We start from the raw sequence: 23,458 nt of genomic DNA, 5'->3' as shown, positions 1-23,458 counted from the left end.
TTTGGCGGGGTGGTGTTTGCTGTCGGTTTTTTGTCTCAAAAATCATACAGAGGAGAGTGCAATATGGCAGGCAAAGCAGTCACCAAGACCGAACAAATTAAGAATGGGTTACTTCCAACACCTCCCATGCCGAAGGGGTTGCCACAGGCGCAATTAACGGATAACGCCCGGCAGGTGTTGATGAAACGATATGTACGTCGTGGCGACGATGGTAAGCCCGCTGAGAACGTGGAAGAAATGTTCTGGCGTGTAGCCTATCACGTTGCCAAAGTGGAAGAGCAATGGGGCGCAGATGTCGACAAGCGCACTGTTGAGTATTACCACTTGTTATCGAGCAAGAAGTTTTTCCCGAATTCCCCAACATTTACCGGTGCCGGCACGCCGTTGGGACAACTCGCGGCATGTTTCGTTTTACCGATCACCGATGATATGGGACGTGACAGCGCAGGCATCTTCCAGACCTTGCGCGATGCGGCCTTGATCCAGCAGACGGGTGGTGGGAACGGATTCTCGTTCTCACGCTTGCGCCCGAAAGGTTCGATGGTGTTGACCTCGGCCGGTCAGGCCACGGGGCCAGTTGGATTCTTGCGGGTGTATGACCACGCCTTCGGTGAGATCGCTCAAGGCGGAACTCGTCGCGGCGCGAACATGGCCGTTCTGCGCGTGGACCACCCGGATGTGGAAGACTTCATCACCAGCAAGATCAACGAAAATCACATCACGAACTTCAATATCTCTGTTGGTATCACCGATGCGTTTATGCGCGCAGTGAAAGATGATGCGGACTGGGAACTGCGCTTCCCCGATATGAAGGATATGAAACAAAAAGGCGTGAGCGGCACGCTCGAACAGGCCGAAGCCGCTGGCGTGAAGATCAATACCTACGGCAAGGTGAAGGCACGCGATATTTTCAACAAGATCGTCAAGCAGGCGCACCACAACGGCGAGCCCGGCGTGTTGTTCCTCGATGCGGCCAATCGTTCGAACCCTGTTCCGCATTTGTATCCGCTGGAGGCCACGAACCCGTGCGGTGAGCAATGGCTTGGACCGTATGAGAACTGCTGTCTCGGTTCGGTGAACCTCAACGAGCACTGCGGACCGGACGGCACCGTGGATTGGGAACTGCTCCGCAAGAGCGTTGTGACCGCCACACGTTTCCTCGATGATGTTGTGGAAGCGAATGCGTATGTGCCGGCCGTTCCTCAATTGAAGGAAGCCGCGCATCGCGCACGCCGCATCGGTCTCGGCATCATGGGCCTCGCAGACTTGATGTACCACGCCGGTGTGCGTTACGGTTCGAAAGAAGGACAGGAATTCGGCGCGCAGGTGATGGAGTTCGTCCGTTATCACGCGATGGTGACGAGTGTTCAATTGGCTGAAGAGCGCGGCGCGTTCCCGGCCATCGAAGGCTCGATCTACGATATGGACAACATGACGTGGACCCCGCCGCAGACGCTGGTCAAGTTTGAGAATCACTGGGGCAGGCCGAACGTCGATTGGGACGCGGTGGTGGATGGCATCAAAAAGCATGGCATCCGCAACGCCGCCCAGACCACAGTCGCACCGACCGGCACGATCGCCACAGTCGCAGGTTGTGAAGGTTATGGTTGTGAACCCGTTTTCGCGCTGGCTTATATCCGCCACGTCAATGACAATGGCAAAGACCTCAAGCTCACGTATGCCAGCCCGCGCTTCGATGAAGCGTTGAAGAAGCTCGGCCTCGGTGAAGAGAAGCGCCAGGAGATCGTGGAGCAGGTGATGCGTGAAGGCACATGCCAGCACATCAAAGAGATCCCGCAGGCTGTGCGCGATACGTTCGTTGTCTCGGGCGATGTGACCGCTGAAGAACATGTGCGCATGCAAGGCGCTCTGCAGGCCTTCGTGGATAACTCGCTTTCGAAGACCGTCAACTTCTTTGAGAATGCCACCGTGGAAGATGTTGCCACAGCTTACATGCTGGCATGGGAACTCGGTTGTAAGGGCATCACCGTGTACGTGACCGGCTCACGCGATAAGGTTGTGTTGGAGACGAAAGCCACTGCGGAGAAAAAAGAGGCGCCTCAAGCTCAGCCGACAGTTGCTTCCACTCCCAAGCCTGAACTCGCGCCGACATTTACTCCGGACCTAAAGAAACCTCGTCCCCGTGCATTGACCGGGAAAACGTTGAGCGTGGAGACTCCCGCTGGTAAGGCGTTCATCACCATCAACGAAAACGGAGGCGATCAGCCGTTCGAGGCCTTTATCAATACGGCCAAGGCTGGATCTGAAACCGCCGCGGTCTCTGAGGCGATCGGACGTCTCATCTCGTACATTTTGCGTATGTCCTCACCGACCAAACCGACCGACCGTATGCGTGAAGTGGTCCGTCAGTTGATGGGCATCGGCGGTGGCCGTTCACTGGGACTTGGCCCGAACCGCGTGCGCTCGTTGCCCGATGGCATCGGTCAGGTACTCGATATGTACCTGCGCGATAAAGCCAATGCTCTGCCTGTCATAGAAGAAAAGATGAACGGCGGCAGTAACGGTGGCAACGGCAACGGACATTCCCATACCATCGAAGAGGAACTGGAAGCGGCCATGCCGCCCGCCTCGATGATGAAGATCGGTGACCTGTGCCCCGAATGCGGTGAAGCCGCCGTGGTGAACGAAGAAGGTTGCCGCAAGTGTTATGCGTGCGGATTTAGTGAGTGCTAGTACGTTAGCAAGTTGGAAAGTTTAAACGTTAGCGGGCGAGGCGCTTTGCGTCGCCCGCTTTTTATTGTGAAAACAGGATTTGAATTGCGTACATCACAGGGTAAGGGGTTCACCGAAACCCACTGCACGTTTTGTTGGTAACCTCAAATTGGCTCAATACCAATAATGATCTCGCTTTTTGGTGTGTAATATACATGGCACTTTTGGTTTGGCGGAACAAATTTAGGCGCAAAGAAAGCGATATCAAAGAATTTCTTGGCAATTCTATAGTGAATTACGTATGCTGTTACACGTCCGGCACTGACCCGAGTATAGATTTCACGTAATGGGCCTGTAATACATAAGACTGTACCTGACTTTACATCTTCCCACATTGGGAGTGCTTGACGTAGCCAGTGAACACCTCCAAATACAACGAGAATAACCCAAATCAGCATGGGAAGAAAGGGAACAACTTGTAATTGAGTAAAAAGCAACCACGTTGAGCCGATAGCAATCGTAAATAATATTACGCAGATGCCAAAATAGACAATCGCCATCAACCCTAGCCGTGATTTCTGTAAGCCAGACATTTCGCCATGACGATTTAGTTCTAGATCATCTAAGCCAAAAGTACTGGCTTCAATAAGTTTGTCGAGTAAGTTTTTTTCATCTGGTGCATTGTTAAACATGCATCCCTCTTTTTACAGGAGATTTTATTTCGTTGCAAGGAGTTGCTCAACGGTTTGCATTAGCGGCGCTTCACCGAGAACCAACCGCCGAAACGGAACCAGCCTTTCGCGCCCACTGCATGTGTTGTTGGGCGGTTTTGCAAGATGCTTTTGTTTGTGTGATTTTATTCATCACTATTTTTCACAATCCATTCAATCGGTTCTAAGATTGGCTCAGCTCTGATAAGCCTGCTTTCTGAAAGCCAATCACTTTGAATTGCATAAAGACGATAATCGATTCCGTTCAGTGGATCACGTCTAATGCCGATAATCGGGCCGCCACTCATACCAGGAACTGCAAATTGAGTATCAGGAGAATCAGGAAAATCAATTATCTTTCCGTGGAAGGCATTCGGATTAGGCGTTTGAAAAGGGAGGTCAACGGAAAATGGTATTTTTTCGATTGGCAAACAAACAAGCGTTGACTTGAATAATTCTTGGGTTTGGTTGATTCTTGTTTTTTCTCTTAGGTTCTCAATAAATTTTCGTGAGGATTATCAGATAAAGCTTTGTTTATGTTTTTAGTTATATGGCCAGCTGTAAACCAAATCAAGGTGTTTTTAAGCTCAAACAGAAACCCAGAATATAAATATGTTTGTTGTGTCCCATAAAATTTTCCTGAAAGCATCAACCCAAGAATATATCCCTTAAAAAGATTAGAACAAGATGCACACCACTCTATAGTTTTCCACCAATCTTCGGGCATTTTATTGACTGCTTCACTCAGATCATTTAAATCATTATTCATTTGTGCATGCTTTCATCCATCACGACTCGACCAACGGTTTGCGTTATCCGCGTGTGGGCGGGCGTGGACAAGGTTTGAGATGTAGAAAAAAACAAAGTCAGAAAAATGCTTGAAAATGCCGCAGAATCCCACACGTCAGGTGCACGCTTTGTTGGGCGGGGTTTGCAAGACGATTTTGATTTTATTGCTTTTAGATTCAATCGTTCGCGACTTCCCTTAAGTATTCCATATTAGCATGGTGTTTTTCCACACGATTCCAAAATCGATTTCGAAAAACTCTTGTCAACCACAAATTGAGAACAAGTATTAGCAATACAAACGCTAGAAACAACCACAATATGTTAATCGAGAATAGTAACTTTACAAACAACAACGAGAAAATAATTGAAAAAAGGGACAATAAAGGAAATCCATACCCTTTTAAATTGCGTAGATCCGATGGATAAAAGTAATGATAATCCAACATCAAAGGGTCGTTTTTATAGAGATTATTAGCGGTAAAAATTGAAATGTCATAATCAAATCGAATTGACTTGTATATTAAAATCGAAAGTGCAATACATATTAGCCACACTGGCGGGAGTACAATCCTAAATGAAGCTAATTCTTGAAACTCTACAGTAATAACAGGTAGGCTAATAGGAATGCCAAATGTCTTGAAGGTAATCCTTTCACTCAAACTCATAGTATCGCTAATTAAACCTATTATTAGGGCTATAGATGAGATAATGATTACCAAGTGCTTTTTCAGCTTATCAAGCATTTCAAGTATTTTTTTATTAAGCAATTTCATAATAAATTCAAGTAAATTATCGAATTACTCACACACAATAACGTTCGTTGCCTGACTATTTCATTTAGCGCCCAACTAGTGTTTAGACAGTCAGTTCCAACTAACGGCTTATATACGGACGTTTCCAACTAGACGCCTAATTCAATTAGGATTTTAGATGGTCAAAGGTTAAAATAGAATGAGCGGATTATAGCCTCCTAAAAAGCACTGGTCAACGAAGAGAAGTTTGCCAATTTTTTGAAGAGTGTATCTTAGGGCTAAACAGAGTTATTTCAATTTCAAAGGGGATATGCCTGTCCGCTTGATATGAAAGCTTCACTTATAATAGCTAGTATATGCAATCATCTGCCAAAACCATACCTGCGTACCTCAAAGAAGTCCCAGTTGCGCGGAAGGTCGCGTTGAAACAATTGCGTGACCTGTGTCGTGTCACATTGACGGGATTCAAAGAAGCGATGTTCTATGGCATGCCGGGCTATGCGCGCAACGGTGTAGTGGAAGTGGGTTTTGCCAGCCAAAAGAATTTCATCGCCCTGTACATCTTGCGCACGGATGTGATGCGTTCGCATCGTTACCTGCTCAACGTCCCTGGCGTGACCCTCGGCAAGGGTTGCATCCGTTATTCGAAGGCCGAGAAGATCAATTTTGAAGTGGTCGAGAAGCTGTTGAAAGCGACGGTCGAGTCAACGGGGGATGTGTGTTGATGTGTCCACGATGGTGAAACACGATCCCCGGCTGTGGAAACAAGCAAATCCCTTATTTGCCTATTGGGAACTGGATCTCATTGACCGCATCGGAGTCTTCTGGGTTGCTTGGGATGTTCGGTAAGCGCACGTTTAACTCGCGAGTGGGGCCAGTGATGTGATAACCATTTGTCTCTATCCACTCGTTTATCGCGATATACGCTTTCTGAACAGTACGGAACGGTCCCGTATGAATTGTGCAAGCCATCTTCTCAACAGCGGGCAAAATGCTTAATTTCACATCTCCGCTTGGGGTGTGATCTACGTCAACGGGGATACACACCTCAATGTCCCACCCTCCCTTCGGTGTGCCTACAGTATGGTAGATTGCCAACGCTGTCCCGGCAATTTGAACATTATTTTTCTCACAATATTCCAGTAACTCTGCCCATAAAAGCCGTTGATCTGGCGGTTTTACAAGCACCCGACGTAACGAAATAACCTTTGTTGCTGGAGCTTCTTTGAGAACAATTTGATAATCAGACATAGTACACCCTGTTTTGCAATCTGAAATAATATTGCGTTCTGTGCTATAAGTTTAACATACATTCGCACACTGACTTCAAAGGAGGTGGCTGACGGTTTGCGGCCTGTTCCCCAAGTGAAGAGAGTGGGGATACCTGCAGGTGGGAGGGTGGATTCCCTGTTGAAACGGGAAAACCCAAAGTCACGAAAAATGCTAAAAAGCGCGGCGCGTGCCATCTTTATGTGGGTCAATACGAAATTTCCATCCATGAGGATACCAATCGACATACTCCACGTTCCCCTTTACTTCTTTCCCTAACATTTTCATTAGGCGTTCCACTTCATCTTGTTGTTCGCGAGAAAGGGTAAGTGGAACTAATACCGTGTAATCGCTCCCTCCTCTGGTTGAAAAAATGTCCGCACCTAATTTGATAAGCTGTTGTAGTAAATCTTCAATTTGGGGTGTAAGATCCCATTTTTCATTATAGGTGATCTGTCCGATTTCACGAACTCTTGGCTTGGGTTTCCACACCGGGCTTCCATCGGCTGGACGAGTAATCTCCGACGAAGGCGTAGATACATCCGATGCCTGAATATAGGCGGCTTTTTCCGTATTGGGTTCAACACCTTCAATTCTATCTTCACGGATCATTACTTTTACAAAAAAATCTCTTCGGCATTGTGGACACTCGGTATATCCTTCTCCATCAATATTGCCCATGTCCGGTCTCCCGCCATGTTGAACGGCCGCACCTGAAATCCACTTATATATATCCCCGACTTGAAACTTGTCCATCATGCGCGTGTCTCCGAAAAACAGCTCTATCTCCACATCCACGAGCGTACTGCAATGTGGGCAGGCAATTTCTGTTTGGAGGGTGTTATATGTTCCCATTACGAAGTCTTTCAAACAGCCCAATGGGGTGCATGAGCCGTTATTGCTATTCTAGTGCGTATTCAACCGCTGCTTCCGCATGAATCCTTGTTGTGTCAAATAGCGGGACTTGACTGTCTTCTTGATGGATGAGCAATCCGATCTCGGTACAGCCCAAAATAATCCCTTCCGCACCTTGTTTCACCATTTGTTCGATAATATTCATATACTGTTCTTTCGAGTCTTGCATTATTTTCCCGATCACCAGTTCATCATAAATAACTCGATGGACGATCTCTCGTTCTTCCGCATTTGGAATGCTTACATTCAAGCCGTACTTCTGAGAAAGCCTGCCTTTGTAGAACTCCTCTTCCATTGTGAAGCGCGTGCCTAATAATCCTATCTTTTGGATACCTGAATCTTTCACCCGCTGTGCTGTTGCATCCGCAATGTGCAGAAATGGGATTTTGACATTGGCTTGTATATCCTCTGCTACTTTGTGCATTGTGTTCGTGCAAAGAACAATGAAGTCTGCCCCGCCGTTCTCCAGGTTTTTTGCCGCACCGACCAACATTTGAGAGGCTTCCGCCCATCTTCCTTGACGTTGCAGGATTTCCACCTCTGCAAAGTCAACGGAATACATGATGCTTTTTGCAGAATGCAATCCGCCGCGTTTTGCTTTGACTAGTTCATTGATGATGCGGTAATACTCCACAGAAGATTCCCAACTCATTCCACCAATTAGGCCGATCGTTTTCATTGTTATTCCTTGAGAATAAGTGATGCTGTTATGCCAGTCGTTGTGTGGGGCATCCCATATCGCCTGCTTGTATCAATGCTCTGGAAAACTGGCGATCGTGATCTTTTCCTCTGCCAGCATCTTTTTCCACTCCGAAGACATAAAGAGTTCAAAGTCATGATTCCGGATCTTATGATCCCCGAATTCCGCTTTGATCTTTGCTGTCGGTGGGGCAGGGTGGGAAAAGATGTAATTCAATCCCGGCTTCATTGAACGCAGGAGAGATCGGTAGTGGGCGGCACGGTTGGCAAGGGTCTCTTCAGCGCCTCCGGAAAGCTCATAGATGCCGTTGATAGAGATACTGGCCGTCAGGGAATTTTGCACCAGTTTGCTCCGAGCCGAGTCAAAATATGGATCATCGGGCAGTGCAACCGCGAGACGATATTTTTGAGCAAGCTCCTGATAGAGCAAGAGGAGTTCAGGGGATATGAACACCAGTCCCATGTGCGAATCTAAATGCCGCACGGCGATTCCAAGTCTCAGCAACCTTTCGATCTGCGCCTCAAATTCCAACCTTACTTCTGAGATCACCATCCGAGCCATGGTTTCCTCGGCAGAGTTCCATAAATCCCCATTTGGTGCGTGCAAACTTGGCACATCACTTGCAGGTAACATACCACGTCCATGATTGAGCGCAAGATGCACACCCGTTGGGATCTTGTTTTCAATAAGCAATTTGGCTGTATGTTCGACATCTGAGCCAAAGGCCATGACGCTCACAGAAGAGATCGCCCCTGCTTCCCATAACTGTAAAACGCCATCTGCAACATCATGGGATATTCCGACGTCATCAACGTTGATGTTCAATTGTGTGACGTTGTCTTCTCTTGAAGCCGATTGTGTACGTTGTTTTTCTTTTGTGGATGTTGTCATTGTTTCTGCCTCAGTGCACGTTTTGCCAAGTATTTTATATTTCCAGCATGTCTTCAACTTTTTCTATAACATCAGACATGCATTGTTTGCAGACTTTGTTCTTTAAGTCTAATTCTTTGAACCTATTTTGTCCCTCTTCTGTTGTTAAGTCACAATCTTTTATTAATGTTCTGCAAAGATATGAACCGTGTTTTTCAGCGACAAAATCCATGAGTTCCCGGGTCTTTGAATACGTCACATCCATGTTTTCTTTGTTGCCCTGTGTATCTTTACCATGCTTTGCGCCGATGATGATGATCCCTCCCGTTACCGTTCCACAAACTTCTCCTTTTCTTCCTATTCCGCCCCCAAAACCGCATGACAGTCTTAGCGCCGTGTCTTTATCAATACCGAGGTCGTCACAAAATGATGTCACGACTGATTGTGCGCAATTAAATCCATTGTCAAATTGCGAGAATGCAGTTTCTATTCGATTTTTCATATGATTCCTTTTATTTTATCCACAACTCATTGCAAAGCTACGTGCGATTGATATTTTACTGTAAATCATCAGTTTTATTCGCCATCTCAAAGGCACCAGCCCAAAACAGATCAAGTAATTCATGAGCTTGTTGCGAGTATGTCTATGGCATAATTCGCCAGTCTAAAATTTTAAAATCCAAGGTGAAACAAAATGATGAAACACTATCCCTGGCTGTGGTTTGACGCCGATAACACCCTCTTCGATTACAACCTCGCCGAGTCCACGGCCTTGCGTAATACCTTCCAACTATACAACCTGCCCGTTGATGACGCCTCAATGGCGACCTATCGCGAGATCAACCAAAAGCTGTGGCACGCGCTCGAAAAAGGCGAGATCAAACCCGATGTATTGCGCGTGAAGCGCTTCGAACAATTTCTCCATGCCGTAGGGCGGGACGCTTCGCCCGACTCCATGAGCAACTCGTACATCGAACAACTTGCCCAACGCACAGAACTGATCGACGGCACGTTGGAGGTCCTTCAGGGACTCAAGGAGACCCATCGCTTCGCACTCATAACGAACGGCCTGACCACTGTACAACGAGGCCGACTCTCCCTGTCACCGCTCAAAAAGTTCTTCGAGGTCGTGGTCATCTCTGAGGAGATCGGCGCGGCCAAACCGCACTCCGCTTTCTTCGAAGTGGCCCACGAACGCTCAGGCTTCCCAGCCAAAAGCGACATCTTGGTGATCGGCGATAGTCTCTCCTCCGATATTCGCGGCGGCGTAGATTTCGGCGTGGACACCTGTTGGTTCAATCCGCACGGCGAGTCACGGCCCGATGGGTTGGCGGTTACCTATGAGATTCGCAACTTGAGGGAGTTGCTATAGATTGAAAAACAAAGCGGACGAGATGTCTCGTCCGCTTTGTGGTCTTAGCCGCTATGTGAACTATGCACTGCTCACAGACGACCTCTGAATAAGTCGTAGCGCGAGTTCCTTTAATTGCCCTGGGCTGATGGGTTTGAGCAGAACGAGATCTGCATCTTTATCAAGCATTTCTGCTTGATGTTCATCTGCCGTGACCAATATGACGTGTATATGTGCGATGCGTTTGTCCTTACGGATTTTGGCAAGGAGTTCACGCCCCGGTTTGCCGGGCAGATTGAGGTCTAGCAAGACCAGTGCAGGGATTACATCATCCAGCCTGGTGGCGGCCGAATACCCATCTACGAAGGTTTCCACATCAAAATCATTTTTAAGCGCTATCTTGAAAATCTGATTCTGGGCAGTGTCGTCTTCTATGATCAGAACAAGCGGTTTTTCCATACAATAACCCTCTCCATTTACATTTTTTGTGAGGGCAATTTGAGCGGAAGTAATACACTAAAACTGCTTCCTTGCCCTATTTTGCTTTCGAGTATGATGCGCCCTCCCATTAATTCTACCAGTTGTTTGGTAATGGATAACCCCAATCCAATGCCGCGGTTCTCATGCGTAATGTCGTTATGGACTTGGCGGAACGGCTCAAAAATATAAGCTTGCGATTCATTTGAGATACCCATACCAGTATCTGTTACCTGGAGTGTCCAATGTTCTGGAGCGTGACGTTCCAGCCTGACCCGCACTTCGCCTTTTTGAGTGAACTTGATGGCATTTCCAATTAAGTTGATCAAAATTTGACGTAAGCGCTGTTCATCACCATATAGATCTCTGGGCAGGCTTGGGTCAATGAATGTGGAAAATCCCAGTCCCTTTTTTTCAGCCATGATTGCAAAACCTGAAGTCGCCTGTTCCAGAAGCGTGGCTGGTGAATAGGTCTTTTCCTTCAAGATGACGGTGTTGGCTTGAATCTGGGCTTCATCGAGTAATTCGTTGACCATTGTGGTTAAGTGCTCAGTACTTTGCAATATGCTTTTGGCTGCATCTTTTTGCTCTTCTTTGATTTCCCCCAGTGCGCCGTCTCGGAGAAGTTCGGCATATCCGAGAATGCCTCCCAGCGGAGTTCGTAATTCGTGGCTAACCTTGGCGAGGAGCTGGCTTTTCACGCGACTGGCTTCCAGCGCTTGATCGTAAGCAATAGATAAGGCATCCTGAGCATGTTTCCGTTCTGTGATGTCTTCTTTAACTGCAACATAATGTGTGATGACCCCGTCATCATCATAAATTGGGGAGATGGATGCCAGCTCCCAATAAAGCTCGCCATTTTTTTTGCGATTGCAGAATTCGCCGCTCCATTCGCGACCTTCAGAAATCGTTTTCCATAGATCGTTGTAGGTGCTGACGGGGGTTTGGTCTGTTTTTAGAATATTTGGTTTTTTACCAAGCGCTTCATCGAAGCTGTAGCCTGTCACCTGCGTAAATTTTGGATTCACATACTGGATATTTCCATCCACCCCCGTAATTACAATGGATGTTGGGCTAGACTCAATAGCACGAGAAAGTTTCCGTACCTGTTCCTCGGCCTTTTTGCGGGAAGTGATATCGCGGATTATGATCAGGCGCCCAACATTATTATTCTCTTTATCTTGCAATGGCAGGCTGGAAAGTCCAACCCAGCTTTGGTCCACGCCTGTGCCAAGCGAGATCTCAGCTTCTGTTTTTGATGCGTTTTCGGCGTAGTTGACCAGTTTGGGCCATTGGATGATCGCATCTGCAAATTTTTTACCGACCAGAGTTTGGCTCTCTGGGATATTCAGGATGCTATATATGGCTTTGTTCGTCTCAACAATACGGCTGCTTGAATCAAGCACGATGACGCCATCCTGCATCCCTTCAATAATAACTTCACGGGCAATAGGCGCCAGGTCCAGAAGGTGGTGCATAAACAAGGCAAAAGCCATGCCGACCCCGGTCAGCGTGAACGCAAAAGGAGTTAAGTCAATTACGATGGGAAGCAGTTTGAAGATTTGGATAATATTGAATATCCAAGGGGCGAAAACGGCGAGTAATATCCAAAACATCTGACCACGATACTGTGATGGCCAGTGTAACAAGGCGCGAACAACCATGACCGTCCCCGCTAGGATAAATAGGTAGGAATATAAAGCGAGTGCCCAGAACCATAATCCATTTTCAGCGCTTCTAAGCAATACATCGCCCTCTTGAACAAGCTTTCCGTCAGACATCCAGAACCAATAATGGGCATCATTGGTCCAAATAACAAAAAGGGTAATAACGGGGAAAATGAAAAGTCCGATCAGGCGGGCGCGAGTGATCCAGCTTTTGCGTTCAGTATATTCCAGAGAGAATAAGAACCATAAAATGGGAGTTGTTACAATACCGAAATACGTTGCTTTATTCCAGAACGCCTGTGCCGCGAGGTCAGGCGAACTGATCTGTAAAAGATAGGCCAGACTCCACTCAAATAGAGCCAACATCATCAAGGAAAAAGGCTTGGCGCCTGCGGTCTGCCGGCGTTGCAATGTATACAAAGCCAATATCATCGATATTACTGTTGCAACTGTGAGTATTGTCAGATACAAGATTGTTTGAAAGGACATGGCTTAGCCTGTTTTTGAGGGATTTGAAATTTATAGGTCCAGCTAATTATAGCCTGTCGCACCCTATGTAAAATTGGCAGTTCATTATCAAAGAGCTTTTATGCCGATCAGAAGTGGTCGACGTGGCCAAACTTCAATCCGCACGGCGAGCCCCTGCCTGGTGGGTTGGCGGTTACCTATGCGATTCACAGTTTGGGGGAGTTGTTGTAGTTGAATGAATAAAATTACGCAAGATGATGTAGTGAAATCGCTTTTGGCGGGTCTGGAAATCGAAATGTAATGGAAGATTCTAAGCTTTTATTATAAAATGAGCATATCTAACATAGGAGGCAATCGATGCGTAATGATCTAAAACCAGTAGAAAAATTGATAAATGAACACAAGGAAGAAGAAGCCCGCAAACTATTGGAGCAAATGTTGAAAGTCAACGCGGGAGATGATGAGGCGTGGGTTTGGTTGGCATCCATTACTCGGGACCGCGAAGAACGTAAAGGATATCTCGAAGAAGCATTGAGATACAACCCCAATAACCAATTGGCATTGAAATCTTTACAGAAAATAGGCGGCAGTTCTGTCGCGCAGAAGAATACTGTTACTACCATGGGGCATGTTCTGTCTGGTTGGCCTCTCCTGTTGGCTCTTGTAGGTGGTGCGATCGGCGGGGCATTGGGCGGGGTGGCGTATGCTATCAACTTGTCGATTTACAAATCCAGCCTTCCGAGCGTGGTGAAGATCGTACTGAACATCATCATCGGTGTTACCGCGGCTGTATTATGGTTTTTCATTTCATTGTCCATCCGTCAGGCACTGGCACAGTAACTCTTTCAAAACATACTAAAAGATCGAACCTGATCAAAATAATAAAAAGCGGACGAGTAATCTCGTCCGCTTTTTGCTCGCTTTGGTAAGCGAACTCTCTCTCCACCTCACAAGGTGTCAACGGGCGCTTCCCTCAAGTCCATTACAAAAGGTAAATGCACCGTCATTTCATTTTATTCGTGGACTTAAGGGAAGGCCCTGAACAAGCCCTGCGCTGTAAAGCGTCTCTCTCTCCTCATTGGGCTTGGCTAACAACGTCCCTAGATCATTTGTGTCTTCTTCTTGAGTCTGGTCAATTCCGATTGCGAAGCCTCGCGGTCCGCCCACAGAGTGAAATGCTGTTTCATGCATTCACTGGGAGTGCCGGTCGATGCTCCAGTGTTCAAGTGATAATTGATGAAAATAATAGCGTTGTTCCTGATCTCCACAACCTGGCGAGCAACATTCCTGGTTTGATTTACATAGAATTTTCCGACGGCGACCTCTTGACTTGGTAACATGCTGACTGCACTCCTTTCCTGTTCAAATAAAAAATGGGCTCATGGCTCGTCCGCGAATCTCGAACTGCCATGGCTGATATATACACCCGAAAGGGAATTCTTTCGTGAAACCTACTTAAATTTTTTGTGTTGAAAACGTTAACGCCGCCTAGAAAACGAACTACTGTTAATGTGTATAAAGTTTATCTTGAATGCCCGAGAGATAAAAGTACACTTTTGGGTGCTTTTGAAAAGTACCACAACCGAAAGTTATAATCATCATGAAATTAAAGGAGACAACATGCCTAAACTCATCCCCGCGACAGAACGCCTCGCACGTGCCCGAAAGCTGATTCAGCAAGCCCGCGACCTTCCCGTCCCGACAACGGGTCTCGGCAAATCGGATTTCTCATACATTGCCAATGTCAAAGACCTGTTGCGTCAGGCCAAAGATATGGTCAAGTTCATCCCACAGACGGCTGGCGTCTCTGTTGAGATGAAAGAAGAAGTGAAAAAAGTGTATGAGGAAGTTGAGCAAGCGGACCGCGAAATTTTATATTAGTACTTTTACAAAAAAAACTGCCACAGAGACCACCGAGAAAATGAGATTTTAAAAAACTTTCTCAAATATCTCCGTGTGCTCTGTGGCCGACTTGAAAGTTTGAAATTTAATACCAGAATGTGGGGAATAAGGTTCTGATTAATGTAAGGACACGACATTTCTGAAAACCCCACAATAAAATTAATACTGAGAATGAAACAGACTGCCCCGAACTCACCAGATTCGGAGCAGTCTTTATGAGGAGAACTACTTGATATTAGCCAGCCGCATATGCCTTGGACGGACGTTTCTCCGTGCAGGAAGTTGCGGGTTCACATGCGTTGGCTGATTTAGATTGTGCGGTGGTGTATTCCCAGACCTTTGCCTCGATGAAGTCCATGCCGATGGAGCGCGCTACAGAGACGCGATGATGTCCATCTTCGACGAAATATTTTCCATCTACTTTATGTACAAGTATTGGACTCCAACTGTTCTGCTCGTGTAGCATGTAGGCATTGACCCAGCGGTCTAACGAATGTTTCTTGAGTGGGCGGAAGCGCCTGTCAAAATCGGCACTCCGTTCGAATGTGCCAACGATGTCAGCCACGGAAATGTTCGTAGTGTTGACCAGCTTCCGGCTTGGAGAGATGCGTTGCCCGGTCCCGGGAAAAACTTCCAGAGTTGATTTCGAACCGGTTAGTTTCGCTTGGAAGGCGTCATTCATGGCACGTGTCCGCAATTTGAAGAACTTGTAAGCCAGAGAACTGCGGAGTGTGGAGAAGGTGATGTACATGTTCATTTTATTTTCCTTTCATGTCTTATGAAAACTGTATTTTATGCAATCGGTTGCACAACTGCCTAAAAAAAGAGACGAAAACTTAAGCTGATTTTCTAACGATCAATTGCACCGGGACAGATACATTGGTCGGCATGCCTGATTGAATGAATTGGATCAGGTTTTGTGCGAGCACTTTTCCTGCCAACGGAATGTTCTGCCGTATCGTCGTCAGGGGCGGGTTGCTATGCTCGGCAATGGAGAGGTCATCGTAACCGACCACTGCGATATCTTCGGGCACACGCCTGCCGTGTTCGCGGATCACGTCCATTGCGGCAATGGCCATCAGGTCACTGTTGACAAAGACTGCGTCAATATCCTTTGATTTCTCAAGCAGACGCTTCATGGCTTCTGCTCCCGATGTATCAGAGTAATCGCCATATTCGATCAACGATTCATCAACTTCCATGCCCGCTTCCTGTAAGGCTGACTTATATCCACTGAACCGCTGTTGGACTTCCAACTCGTAATCTGGACCGCCGATAAAGCCGATCTTTCTTCGCCCGAGGCTGGTCAGGTGACCTGTTGCCAGCTTGCCACCGTTGAAATTGTCTCCATTTACAGAGCAATACTTCTGGTTGGGCAGGGGAACGCCCCAGATGATGAATGGGGCACCGACTTCTACAAGGACTTTCACATGCGATTGCTTGCGTGTGGAAGTCATCAGGATGAACCCATCTACGCGGCCTGTATCGAAATATTGGCGGGCCCATTTATTATCGTGCGGGTCCACGTGGATGACAAGCATATCGTATCCCTGTGTAGCCAGGCCATGAGATACGCCGCCCATGATCTCCAGCCCAAACAGGTCTGCCACCGAAAAATCCTGGTGGTAGGCATGGGTCACAAAAGCGATCGTGCGGCTTTGCTTCATGCTCAGCTGGCGGGCCGGGACGTTGATCTGAAAGTTGTGTTCCCGGGCGATGGAGCGGATCTTTGCCTTGGTCTCTTCTCCGATGAGCGGGCTGTCATTTAACGCCCTAGAGACTGTTGACTTGGATACTCCAGCCAACCTGGCGATGTCCGCGATTGTTTTGACACTGTCTTTGCTCATCGTTTTTCCTTGAGTTATGCAACCGATTGCATTGTAAAATCCCTTTGTAGCTTTGTCAAGAGGGAAGAGATCATTTTCATGTTTTGTTGCGCCTATTCAATTCGTGTACAATAGAAATAAGAAGTAACACCATCTTACATCCCAATGTCTAGGAGCGTGTTCCATGACAGACCAAAAACTTAGCCAGCTTCTTGAACAACTCCACACTGAACTTGAACGCACCGAATCTGTGGATGAAAAGGGGCGTGAATTATTACGTCACCTTGAAACGGATATTCAAAAATTTATCGGCCCTTCAGAAGACTCGAACGACTCTCTTCTGGAGCGGTTGCAGGAAGCGATAGACCATTTCGAAGTGGAGCACCCTGCCATCACAGCGGCGCTCTCTCAAGTGTTGAACGCCTTGAATAACGCAGGCATTTAGCCACATTGCTAATTACCAGCGGACGAAGAAATTCGTCCGCTTTTTTATTCCTGTATTACGGGTGATACAATAAAAACGAATGTTACAGGAGTACCAATGAAGGCATCGCAGTTTCGTGGACGTTATTTTCGGATCTTATATTTTTTTGCGGGGGTCATTGCACGTTTCATTCTCTGGGAATTAATCATTGCCAAGATTGGCCTGCGTGCATGGACGCGCCGCACTCGTGCTGAACGTTTTCGCCGTGAGGCGGTCCGCTTTCGTGTGTTGGCGCTTCACATGGGTGGCGTGATGATCAAGGTGGGGCAATTCCTTTCTTCGCGGTTGGATGTGTTGCCTCCCGAAGTAACGGATGAGCTTGCCAACCTGCAGGATGAAGTCCCTGCGGTGGAGTATGAAACGATAAAGGCCCTGGCTGAAAAAGAATTAGGTGCATCGCTTAAGGAGAAGTTCGAGTGGTTTGACGAGAGTCCGCTTGCGGCCGCCTCATTAGGTCAGGTGCATCGAGCCAGGCTGAGGCTTGAGGATGAAGCGGATGGATTCCGAAATGTAGTCGTAAAAGTCCAGCGTCCCAATATTGCGTTGATCGTCGAAGTGGACCTATCCGCTTTAAAGCGTGTGGGCGGATGGTTGATGCGGTATCGTCCTGTGCGTGAGCATGCGGATGTGCCTGCGTTGTTACGCGAGTTTTCAGAAACAGTACGCGAAGAGATCGATTACGTGCGTGAAGCTGGCAATGCGGAGACGTTTTTCGAGAACTTCAAGGATGATCCCGATGTGCATGTGCCGCGCGTTGTGAAAAGTCTTTCGGCGTTGCGTGTGTTGACGTTGGAAGATGTGTTCGCGATCAAGATCACCGATTACGATGCGATCACGAAGGCGGGCATCGAACGCGGCGATGTGGCGAATAAATTATTGGATGTGTATCTCAAGCAGATCTTTGAGGATGGCTTCGTTCATGCCGACCCGCATCCTGGCAACCTGTTCGTGACTCCTCTCGGCGCTGATAGCGATTCACCTCGTCGCTGGCAGTTGACCTTTGTGGATTTCGGCATGGTGGCGCGTGTGCCTGAAGGTGTGCGTGATGGCTTGCGCGAGATGTTGATCGGTGTTGGCACAAAGGATTCGGCGCGGGTGGTGAAATCGTATCAAAAATTGGGAATGTTATTGCCTGGTGCAGATGTGAAGTTGATCGAGCAAGCCGAGGCGCAGGTCTTTGACCGCTTCTGGGGCATGTCGATGAGTGAGTTGCGTAAGACAGACCCCGCTGAGTTGAAAAAGTTTGCGCATCAATATCGTGACCTGATCTTCAGCATGCCGTTCCAGGTGCCAAATGATCTCATCATGTTGGGACGCACGGTTGCGATTCTTTCGGGCATGTGTACGGGCCTCGAGCCGAACTTCAATTTGTGGAATCAAATCTCACCGTACGCGAAAAAACTGATCGAAAAGGAAGCCACAAAGGGACTCAATGAGTGGCTCGAAGAATTAGGAAGTTTGTTGCAGAACCTGATCGCATTGCCGTCGCAAGCCAGCCGTGTACTATCTCAGGCCGAAAGCGGCGGACTGGTTGTGCAATCTCCGCAGGTGGCGCGTGAGGTGCGCACGTTATCCCGCTCTGTGGATAGATTGACAGGCGGAATTATTTTTCTGGGATTGTTATTGGGCGGGGTGTTGTTGTACAACGCAGGGAATATGCTCTACGCGCAAGGGTTGTTGGCGGGCGCTCTCATTTCCTTGCTTTGGATCTTGTTCCCCCGTAGAAATTAAGATCCTGTCAGGCGGTCTTTTATTTTTGTGATGGAACTTTCCAGTTCCTTCCATTCTGATTCATCAATGGTTCGAGTTTTATAGTCCGCCATGATCTCGCGGATTTTTGCAAGCGATGGCTGTCCATATCGTTCGATAACGTTTTGCGTCCATGGAAAGAACCATAAGTGAAAATGATTGGAACGTTCCTCTTGGACGATTGTCAAGCTTTCTATCCTTGTCACATCTTTGATGGCGCGGTGAGTATCTCTGATGAGTTTGGAGAATTCGTCATATTCGAAGTCGTCCATTTCAGAAATGGATCGGATATGTCGTGTGGATGCGACCACTAGAAAACCTGGCAGTGGGATAAGCGGATCTTGATTTACCAAGAAAAATTGTGTTCTTTTGATCAGCCCTCCAGGGACGGAAGCTGACCCTTCACTGATGGCGCACCCCATACAATCACCGTCCCATTCATTACCAAGAAAATCCTTAGTTTTCATAGTTTGTGTTCTCGTGTTGAAATAAAAAGAGATAAACAGGCACCCCTCTTATCTGCTTATCTCTGGTTGTACTTTGGGAACGAAGCGTTAGGCTTTTTCGTCCATCTTTTTGATGGCGTGGTCGAGCATGCTTCTCATGGCGAGCATCATTTCGCGGCGGGCATTGCGGTGATGTTCCACAAACCCTTCAGGCATTAATCCTTCCACCGATTTCTTGAATTCCTCGCGTGCTTTTTTGTAATGTTCGCGAGTTTCTTCAGGGATATGCTCTTTCCATTTCTTTTCATATTCGGTCATGGGGTGCTCCTTTCTGCATTTTTATTATAGCACTTTGGTCATGTTCTGATGAGCCCATGTGGAAGTGTCTAATTTCGCAGTCTTGCCACACACCTGCCCTGGCGGGTGGTGCCAGGGCAGCGCACAGAGATTTTGAGTTTTTTCTCAGAGAACTCTGTGGTCTCTGTGGCGAATTTTAGATATTCTTTCTATCTGCCAAACTACGCCAGCACCCTCTGCGCTGCTTCAAAGCCTTTTTTCAGAGCCTCATAATTTTTGGGCAATAAGTGTTTGTGTCTTGCAGGCAAGTGACCTTCCAGTGCCTTTCCCACATCTTCGATTGTGATCTCGGGCAACGCCGATAACAACGCACCTATGGCAACCATGTTGAGTAATTTTCTGTCAGCGATCTCTTCAGCGATCTCATTGCATGGCACAAAGATGACATTGATATCGTCGCGCTTTGCTTCCCGGTCTATCATGGATTGGTTCACGATCAATGTCCCGCCGGGGGCGACGATGGGTTCGTATTTGTCGAAGGCGGGTAAGTTCAATGCGATGACTAACGGTGGATTCTTCACAAAAGGCGAGCCGATCTCATGATCTGCGATGACAACCGTACAGTTAGCTGTTCCGCCACGCATCTCGGGGCCATACGAGGGGATCCATGTCACCTCTTTGCCTGAGTCCATGGCGGCATAGGCCAATACTTGCCCGCTAAATAGAACGCCCTGCCCACCAAACCCTGCGATGATAATTTCTTTTTGCATTTGCTCACTCCGTGAGCAGAGAGCAGATATTAGAGACTAGTTGTAGTTGTGACTACTTTACTACTCATCTACTTATCTATTCTCTACTCTCTAAATCTTGATCTCTGCCACACTTGCCGCGACCTTGTAATCGCCAAGCGGATACGCCGGGACCATTTGCTCTTCCACGAATTTCAACGCATCGACCGGGGTCATGCCCCAGTTGGTTGGGCATGTGGAAAGCAATTCGACCATCGAGAAGCCGAGTCCGCGAGCTTGTGTTTCGAATGCCATACGGATGGCTTTCTTCGCGAGACGAATATTCTTCGGGTCGTGCAATGATCTGCGCACGCAATAGCTCACGCCATCGAGAGTTGCGAGCATCTCTGCCATGCGGATGGGGAAGCCTTGTGTCTCCACGTCACGGCCTTTGACCGATGAAGTGGTTTTCATACCGGGCAATGTAGTTGGTGCCATCTGTCCGCCGGTCATGCCGAAGTTGGCATTGTTGATGAAGATCACGGTCAGGTTCTCGCCGCGTCCCGCCGCGTGGACGATCTCACCCATGCCAATTGAAGCCAGGTCACCGTCGCCTTGATATGTGAACACGATGCGGTCGGGCAATACATGTTTGATACCTGTTGCCATTGCGGGTGCGCGTCCATGTGGGGCTTCAACGAAATCTGTGTCGAAGTAGTTGTATGCAAAGACGGAGCATCCCACCGGCGCAACGCCGATCGTCTTTTCGATCAGATCCATCTCTTGCAAGACTTCTGCGATCAAATGATGTGCTACACCGTGTGTACAACCCGGGCAATAATGGGTAGGTGTTTCGGTAAAACCTTTTGGGCGTTCGTAAACCAGATTGTTTGAAATCGCTGTTGCCATTGCGTTACCTCATCCCAACCATGCGTTCATACCATTCTTCACGCGGGTTGCTTGTTGCACTTAACTTGCTCGTTGTGATGCGCTCGATCTCATGCATGATCTCTTCTGTGAACGGGACCACGCCTCCCATGCGCCCATAAAACTCAACAGGGACTCGTCCCTTCACTGCGAGACGAACATCTTCAAGCATTTGTCCTGAATTCATCTCTGTGACTAAGAACCCGCTCACTCTACCGACCAGTTGCTCAATCGCTTCGGCCGGGAACGGGCTGACAGTGATCGGCCTCAACAAACCCACCTTGATCCCTTTTTCTCGCGCCTGCCTCACTGCGGAGAGTGCCACACGTCCCGCCGTGCCAAAGCCAACGATGACAAATTCTGCGTCATCGAGGAAATATTCCTTGTAACGAACTTCCTCTCGCTGAATGGTTTTCCAGCGGGATAAAAGCCTCAGGTTCATCTTCTCTTCTTGAGCAGGATCCAGATAAATGGAAGAAAGGACGCGGCGCTCGCGCTTTCCCATTTTGCCGTTGGTTGCCCAGTCCCAATCCTTGCGTTGGATGGGTCGCATATCGAGCATCTGCGCGGGCTCCATCATTTGCCCGATGGAACCATCGAGAATGATCATACAGATCATCCGATATTTTTCAGCGAGATCGAACGAAAGGGCAGTGAGATCAATAGCCTCTTGAATAGATGCGGGTGCAAGCACGATGTTGTGGTAATCACCGTGACCGCCGCCATGCACAGCCTGGTTGTAATCGCCTTGTGCGGGAGCGATATTGCCGAGGCCCGGTCCGCCGCGCATCACGTTGACCAACACGGCTGGGATCTCTGTGCCAGCAATGTATGACATGCCCTCCATCATCAAACTCATGCCCGGGCTTGATGAGGAAGACATGACCCGCACGCCCGTGCATGCCGCGCCATAGACCATGTTGATCGCGCCGAGTTCACTTTCTGCCTGCACAAATGCGCGACCCAATTCGGGCATTCGCCTTGAGAGATATTCAAGTATTTCTGTTTGGGGTGTGATGGGGTAGCCAAAGTACGCTTCCAGCCCGGCGCGGACGGCGGCTTCGGCTATTGCTTCATTGCCTTTCCATAGTTCACGTGTCATTCGTTTCTCCATGAAAAATTTTGTTGTAGAGACGACCCGCACAGCAAAAGCAAAACGCCTTGGTAGGTTTTGAAGGGTCGTCCCTTACAATATGCGATGAGTTAATAAGTAAGGGCGTAGCATTGTGCTACGCCCTTACAGTTGTGGGAACTGATTTGGTTATTTCACGATATACGGTAATTGCCGCATCGGGACAGACCAGTGCGCAAATAGCACACCCCGTGCACCCGTCCTTGAACGTGTGCGCGGGGTGGTATCCCTTTGAGGTAAGCCTCGTTGTGTCCAGTTCCATCACCTCCTGTGGACATACACTCAGGCATAATTCGCAACCTTTGCAGTAGGCATCGCTGACTTCGATCCAACCGTTTGCAGGCATTGATACTCCTTATTCGAGATGTTAGACAGTAAATGGCGGAATTACCGCCACCCTCATTATGTCAAATTTGTCTGACATTGTATAGTAACAAGCGTCATAGCCGGATGCTTACAAAAATCATCACCTTTGTGTGGTGATTTTATTTTTCATTCGATATTGATAGAGAATCAGACCTGCCGCGCCCAGTAAAATGGATGTGATAATCCCTTCGTTGGTGGGTGTAAAGATGGTTCCTGTTATGCTGTTGAGTTTGATGAAGCCGTTGATGACGAGCGGCATGCTTACAGCATTGATGACGTTGTGCAGGAGAAATACTGTCCATGTGGATTTGCTCAACAGTCGCAATTCGCCGAAGAGTATGGCAGTGGGAAACATGACGATCAGGGCGATGAAAAGAAAAACGGGCAGGCTTGTGGTTAGAAAACCTTCGAGCACGGCTTTATCAAGAAAGTAATAATAGTAGGGTACATGCCATGACCACCATAGAACACCGACAATTAAGTGGTTCAACATCGGGTGGATCTTTGCCGCGTCAAGCCGTGGTGTGAGATAACTTCTCCAGGCAAATTCTTCGAAGAAGTTCTTCATCAAAGAACCAATAAATACAACGCCGACAGCGGACAGGTATGCGCCGAAACCCTGGGTGAAAAATCCGTCGGCATTGATCGCTTTGAGGGGGAGAGCCAGGCCAAAGGTTAAGAGACAAGCGAGCGGATAAACCAGAATCGCTACCAGATACCACTTCCAGCCTGAGGGGAGATTCAGCCCGAAGCCAGAATCCTTCCAGCCATCTCCTCCAAAAGTGCGGAGGAGAAATCCAGCAAGGGCAGGGGAGGTGAGCCAGACCAGCACTCCCAAACTTTGCATGGGTGGCTGAGTGTTGCCTGTGATGTTGTTGAGCCAGATGCCGAGCCAGCCGCCGCCCGCAGTGAAAAGTGCGACAATAATGATGTTACGAATAGTTTTGTTCATTTGATTCC

At 48.0% G+C, this 23,458-nt stretch carries 27 protein-coding genes; 7 read left to right on the top strand and 20 right to left on the bottom strand.

Annotated elements, in window-relative coordinates; translation table 11 throughout:
* Nucleotides 1-63: 63 nt before the first annotated feature.
* The gene (locus IPP66_20395) at nt 64-2,694 is read left to right on the top strand and encodes an adenosylcobalamin-dependent ribonucleoside-diphosphate reductase (GenBank protein MBK9927637.1); all 2,631 of its coding nucleotides are present in this window, start codon (nt 64-66) and stop codon (nt 2,692-2,694) included.
* 143 nt (nt 2,695-2,837) lie between these two features.
* Here IPP66_20395 and IPP66_20390 read toward each other — a convergent pair whose 3' ends face one another.
* The 3 genes from IPP66_20390 to IPP66_20380 all read right to left on the bottom strand — a co-directional run bounded on the left by IPP66_20390 (nt 2,838) and on the right by IPP66_20380 (nt 4,152).
* Nucleotides 2,838-3,365 carry a hypothetical protein gene (locus IPP66_20390; GenBank protein MBK9927636.1) on the bottom strand — a complete coding sequence of 176 codons (528 nt, stop codon included), beginning with the start codon at nt 3,363-3,365 and terminating at the stop codon, nt 2,838-2,840.
* Between the two features lie 164 nt (nt 3,366-3,529).
* Nucleotides 3,530-3,814: a hypothetical protein gene (locus IPP66_20385; protein MBK9927635.1), complete on the bottom strand. Its 285-nt coding sequence runs from the start codon at nt 3,812-3,814 to the stop codon at nt 3,530-3,532.
* Nucleotides 3,815-3,870: 56 nt separating this feature from the next.
* Complete coding sequence (locus IPP66_20380) at nt 3,871-4,152, bottom strand: hypothetical protein (GenBank protein MBK9927634.1); 282 nt, start codon at nt 4,150-4,152, stop codon at nt 3,871-3,873.
* Nucleotides 4,153-5,280: 1,128 nt separating this feature from the next.
* Here IPP66_20380 and IPP66_20375 point away from each other — a divergent pair.
* Nucleotides 5,281-5,649: a DUF1801 domain-containing protein gene (locus IPP66_20375; GenBank protein MBK9927633.1), complete on the top strand. Its 369-nt coding sequence runs from the start codon at nt 5,281-5,283 to the stop codon at nt 5,647-5,649.
* 52 nt (nt 5,650-5,701) lie between these two features.
* Here the strand turns inward: IPP66_20375 and IPP66_20370 are convergent, their stop codons facing one another.
* From IPP66_20370 to IPP66_20350, 5 genes are all read right to left on the bottom strand, one after another.
* Nucleotides 5,702-6,175 (bottom strand): effector binding domain-containing protein, encoded by a 474-nt coding sequence (locus IPP66_20370; protein MBK9927632.1) that lies wholly within the window; start codon nt 6,173-6,175, stop codon nt 5,702-5,704.
* Nucleotides 6,176-6,367: 192 nt separating this feature from the next.
* Nucleotides 6,368-6,952, bottom strand: a complete 585-nt coding sequence (locus tag IPP66_20365) for a hypothetical protein (protein ID MBK9927631.1) — start codon at nt 6,950-6,952, stop codon at nt 6,368-6,370.
* Between the two features lie 142 nt (nt 6,953-7,094).
* On the bottom strand, nt 7,095-7,787 hold the full coding sequence (locus IPP66_20360; GenBank protein MBK9927630.1) for an aspartate/glutamate racemase family protein: 693 nt from the start codon (nt 7,785-7,787) through the stop codon (nt 7,095-7,097).
* A 72-nt stretch (nt 7,788-7,859) separates the two neighbouring features.
* Entirely contained in the window at nt 7,860-8,699 is an 840-nt protein-coding gene (locus IPP66_20355; protein ID MBK9927629.1) for a ChbG/HpnK family deacetylase, read from the bottom strand.
* 34 nt (nt 8,700-8,733) lie between these two features.
* A complete protein-coding gene (locus IPP66_20350; protein ID MBK9927628.1) occupies nt 8,734-9,180 on the bottom strand; it encodes a C_GCAxxG_C_C family protein in 447 nt (148 codons plus the stop codon).
* Between the two features lie 192 nt (nt 9,181-9,372).
* On the opposite strand from IPP66_20350, the gene IPP66_20345 reads away from it, so the two are divergent.
* Nucleotides 9,373-10,050: a noncanonical pyrimidine nucleotidase, YjjG family gene (locus IPP66_20345; protein MBK9927627.1), complete on the top strand. Its 678-nt coding sequence runs from the start codon at nt 9,373-9,375 to the stop codon at nt 10,048-10,050.
* 60 nt (nt 10,051-10,110) lie between these two features.
* On the opposite strand, the gene IPP66_20340 is transcribed toward IPP66_20345, so the two are convergent.
* Both IPP66_20340 and IPP66_20335 read right to left on the bottom strand, forming a co-directional pair.
* Nucleotides 10,111-10,488 (bottom strand): response regulator, encoded by a 378-nt coding sequence (locus IPP66_20340; protein MBK9927626.1) that lies wholly within the window; start codon nt 10,486-10,488, stop codon nt 10,111-10,113.
* A gap of 17 nt (nt 10,489-10,505) precedes the next feature.
* On the bottom strand, nt 10,506-12,662 hold the full coding sequence (locus tag IPP66_20335; GenBank protein MBK9927625.1) for a PAS domain S-box protein: 2,157 nt from the start codon (nt 12,660-12,662) through the stop codon (nt 10,506-10,508).
* 600 nt (nt 12,663-13,262) lie between these two features.
* Between IPP66_20335 and IPP66_20330 the strand changes: the two genes are divergently transcribed.
* The gene (locus tag IPP66_20330; GenBank protein MBK9927624.1) at nt 13,263-13,481 is read left to right on the top strand and encodes a hypothetical protein; all 219 of its coding nucleotides are present in this window, start codon (nt 13,263-13,265) and stop codon (nt 13,479-13,481) included.
* A 260-nt stretch (nt 13,482-13,741) separates the two neighbouring features.
* On the opposite strand, the gene IPP66_20325 is transcribed toward IPP66_20330, so the two are convergent.
* The gene (locus IPP66_20325) at nt 13,742-13,981 is read right to left on the bottom strand and encodes a hypothetical protein (protein ID MBK9927623.1); all 240 of its coding nucleotides are present in this window, start codon (nt 13,979-13,981) and stop codon (nt 13,742-13,744) included.
* 280 nt (nt 13,982-14,261) lie between these two features.
* Here IPP66_20325 and IPP66_20320 point away from each other — a divergent pair, with 280 nt between their 5' ends.
* The gene (locus IPP66_20320) at nt 14,262-14,522 is read left to right on the top strand and encodes a hypothetical protein (protein ID MBK9927622.1); all 261 of its coding nucleotides are present in this window, start codon (nt 14,262-14,264) and stop codon (nt 14,520-14,522) included.
* 256 nt (nt 14,523-14,778) lie between these two features.
* Here IPP66_20320 and IPP66_20315 read toward each other — a convergent pair whose 3' ends face one another.
* Together IPP66_20315 and IPP66_20310 are read right to left on the bottom strand one after the other, a co-directional pair.
* On the bottom strand, nt 14,779-15,300 hold the full coding sequence (locus IPP66_20315; protein ID MBK9927621.1) for a ParB-like nuclease domain-containing protein: 522 nt from the start codon (nt 15,298-15,300) through the stop codon (nt 14,779-14,781).
* A gap of 79 nt (nt 15,301-15,379) precedes the next feature.
* Nucleotides 15,380-16,390, bottom strand: coding sequence for a LacI family DNA-binding transcriptional regulator (locus IPP66_20310; protein MBK9927620.1), 1,011 nt, complete (start codon nt 16,388-16,390; stop codon nt 15,380-15,382).
* A gap of 163 nt (nt 16,391-16,553) precedes the next feature.
* Here IPP66_20310 and IPP66_20305 point away from each other — a divergent pair, with 163 nt between their 5' ends.
* Together IPP66_20305 and IPP66_20300 are read left to right on the top strand one after the other, a co-directional pair.
* Nucleotides 16,554-16,814: a DUF4404 family protein gene (locus tag IPP66_20305; protein MBK9927619.1), complete on the top strand. Its 261-nt coding sequence runs from the start codon at nt 16,554-16,556 to the stop codon at nt 16,812-16,814.
* A 96-nt stretch (nt 16,815-16,910) separates the two neighbouring features.
* Nucleotides 16,911-18,584, top strand: a complete 1,674-nt coding sequence (locus IPP66_20300) for an AarF/ABC1/UbiB kinase family protein (protein MBK9927618.1) — start codon at nt 16,911-16,913, stop codon at nt 18,582-18,584.
* On the opposite strand, the gene IPP66_20295 is transcribed toward IPP66_20300, so the two are convergent.
* From IPP66_20295 to IPP66_20265, 7 genes are all read right to left on the bottom strand, one after another.
* Complete coding sequence (locus tag IPP66_20295) at nt 18,581-19,069, bottom strand: HIT family hydrolase (GenBank protein MBK9927617.1); 489 nt, start codon at nt 19,067-19,069, stop codon at nt 18,581-18,583. The genes IPP66_20300 and IPP66_20295 overlap by 4 nt on opposite strands.
* 87 nt (nt 19,070-19,156) lie before the next feature.
* Nucleotides 19,157-19,366 carry a hypothetical protein gene (locus IPP66_20290; GenBank protein ID MBK9927616.1) on the bottom strand — a complete coding sequence of 70 codons (210 nt, stop codon included), beginning with the start codon at nt 19,364-19,366 and terminating at the stop codon, nt 19,157-19,159.
* A 200-nt stretch (nt 19,367-19,566) separates the two neighbouring features.
* Nucleotides 19,567-20,115, bottom strand: coding sequence for a 2-oxoacid:acceptor oxidoreductase family protein (locus tag IPP66_20285; protein MBK9927615.1), 549 nt, complete (start codon nt 20,113-20,115; stop codon nt 19,567-19,569).
* A gap of 90 nt (nt 20,116-20,205) precedes the next feature.
* Complete coding sequence (locus IPP66_20280; protein ID MBK9927614.1) at nt 20,206-20,982, bottom strand: 2-oxoglutarate oxidoreductase; 777 nt, start codon at nt 20,980-20,982, stop codon at nt 20,206-20,208.
* 4 nt (nt 20,983-20,986) lie between these two features.
* Nucleotides 20,987-22,102: a 3-methyl-2-oxobutanoate dehydrogenase subunit VorB gene (gene vorB, locus IPP66_20275; GenBank protein ID MBK9927613.1), complete on the bottom strand. Its 1,116-nt coding sequence runs from the start codon at nt 22,100-22,102 to the stop codon at nt 20,987-20,989.
* A 127-nt stretch (nt 22,103-22,229) separates the two neighbouring features.
* A complete protein-coding gene (locus tag IPP66_20270; GenBank protein ID MBK9927612.1) occupies nt 22,230-22,478 on the bottom strand; it encodes a 4Fe-4S dicluster domain-containing protein in 249 nt (82 codons plus the stop codon).
* Between the two features lie 120 nt (nt 22,479-22,598).
* Entirely contained in the window at nt 22,599-23,450 is an 852-nt protein-coding gene (locus IPP66_20265) for a CPBP family intramembrane metalloprotease (GenBank protein MBK9927611.1), read from the bottom strand.
* Between the last annotated feature and the right edge of the window lie 8 nt (nt 23,451-23,458).

The organism is Candidatus Defluviilinea proxima (assembly GCA_016721115.1).
GTDB lineage: Bacteria > Chloroflexota > Anaerolineae > Anaerolineales > Villigracilaceae > Defluviilinea > Defluviilinea proxima.
This window is presented reverse-complemented; position numbering and strand designations above follow the sequence as displayed.

Excerpts from the sequence above, each read along its gene's own strand:
- IPP66_20310 (MBK9927620.1), bottom strand. The coding sequence starts at position 16,390 with ATGAGCAAAGACAGTGTCAAAACAATCGCGGACATCGCCAGGTTGGCT.
- IPP66_20360 (MBK9927630.1), bottom strand. The coding sequence starts at position 7,787 with ATGAAAACGATCGGCCTAATTGGTGGAATGAGTTGGGAATCTTCTGTG.
- IPP66_20325 (MBK9927623.1), bottom strand. The coding sequence starts at position 13,981 with ATGTTACCAAGTCAAGAGGTCGCCGTCGGAAAATTCTATGTAAATCAA.
- IPP66_20270 (MBK9927612.1), bottom strand. The coding sequence starts at position 22,478 with ATGCCTGCAAACGGTTGGATCGAAGTCAGCGATGCCTACTGCAAAGGT.
- IPP66_20380 (MBK9927634.1), bottom strand. The coding sequence starts at position 4,152 with ATGAATAATGATTTAAATGATCTGAGTGAAGCAGTCAATAAAATGCCC.
- IPP66_20295 (MBK9927617.1), bottom strand. The coding sequence starts at position 19,069 with ATGAAAACTAAGGATTTTCTTGGTAATGAATGGGACGGTGATTGTATG.
- IPP66_20375 (MBK9927633.1), top strand. The coding sequence starts at position 5,281 with ATGCAATCATCTGCCAAAACCATACCTGCGTACCTCAAAGAAGTCCCA.
- IPP66_20280 (MBK9927614.1), bottom strand. The coding sequence starts at position 20,982 with ATGGCAACAGCGATTTCAAACAATCTGGTTTACGAACGCCCAAAAGGT.
- IPP66_20300 (MBK9927618.1), top strand. The coding sequence starts at position 16,911 with ATGAAGGCATCGCAGTTTCGTGGACGTTATTTTCGGATCTTATATTTT.
- IPP66_20305 (MBK9927619.1), top strand. The coding sequence starts at position 16,554 with ATGACAGACCAAAAACTTAGCCAGCTTCTTGAACAACTCCACACTGAA.
- IPP66_20350 (MBK9927628.1), bottom strand. The coding sequence starts at position 9,180 with ATGAAAAATCGAATAGAAACTGCATTCTCGCAATTTGACAATGGATTT.
- IPP66_20290 (MBK9927616.1), bottom strand. The coding sequence starts at position 19,366 with ATGACCGAATATGAAAAGAAATGGAAAGAGCATATCCCTGAAGAAACT.
- IPP66_20340 (MBK9927626.1), bottom strand. The coding sequence starts at position 10,488 with ATGGAAAAACCGCTTGTTCTGATCATAGAAGACGACACTGCCCAGAAT.
- IPP66_20320 (MBK9927622.1), top strand. The coding sequence starts at position 14,262 with ATGCCTAAACTCATCCCCGCGACAGAACGCCTCGCACGTGCCCGAAAG.
- IPP66_20315 (MBK9927621.1), bottom strand. The coding sequence starts at position 15,300 with ATGAACATGTACATCACCTTCTCCACACTCCGCAGTTCTCTGGCTTAC.
- vorB (MBK9927613.1), bottom strand. The coding sequence starts at position 22,102 with ATGACACGTGAACTATGGAAAGGCAATGAAGCAATAGCCGAAGCCGCC.
- IPP66_20335 (MBK9927625.1), bottom strand. The coding sequence starts at position 12,662 with ATGTCCTTTCAAACAATCTTGTATCTGACAATACTCACAGTTGCAACA.
- IPP66_20355 (MBK9927629.1), bottom strand. The coding sequence starts at position 8,699 with ATGACAACATCCACAAAAGAAAAACAACGTACACAATCGGCTTCAAGA.
- IPP66_20345 (MBK9927627.1), top strand. The coding sequence starts at position 9,373 with ATGATGAAACACTATCCCTGGCTGTGGTTTGACGCCGATAACACCCTC.
- IPP66_20285 (MBK9927615.1), bottom strand. The coding sequence starts at position 20,115 with ATGCAAAAAGAAATTATCATCGCAGGGTTTGGTGGGCAGGGCGTTCTA.
- IPP66_20370 (MBK9927632.1), bottom strand. The coding sequence starts at position 6,175 with ATGTCTGATTATCAAATTGTTCTCAAAGAAGCTCCAGCAACAAAGGTT.
- IPP66_20365 (MBK9927631.1), bottom strand. The coding sequence starts at position 6,952 with ATGATGGACAAGTTTCAAGTCGGGGATATATATAAGTGGATTTCAGGT.
- IPP66_20390 (MBK9927636.1), bottom strand. The coding sequence starts at position 3,365 with ATGTTTAACAATGCACCAGATGAAAAAAACTTACTCGACAAACTTATT.
- IPP66_20265 (MBK9927611.1), bottom strand. The coding sequence starts at position 23,450 with ATGAACAAAACTATTCGTAACATCATTATTGTCGCACTTTTCACTGCG.
- IPP66_20330 (MBK9927624.1), top strand. The coding sequence starts at position 13,263 with ATGGGGCATGTTCTGTCTGGTTGGCCTCTCCTGTTGGCTCTTGTAGGT.
- IPP66_20395 (MBK9927637.1), top strand. The coding sequence starts at position 64 with ATGGCAGGCAAAGCAGTCACCAAGACCGAACAAATTAAGAATGGGTTA.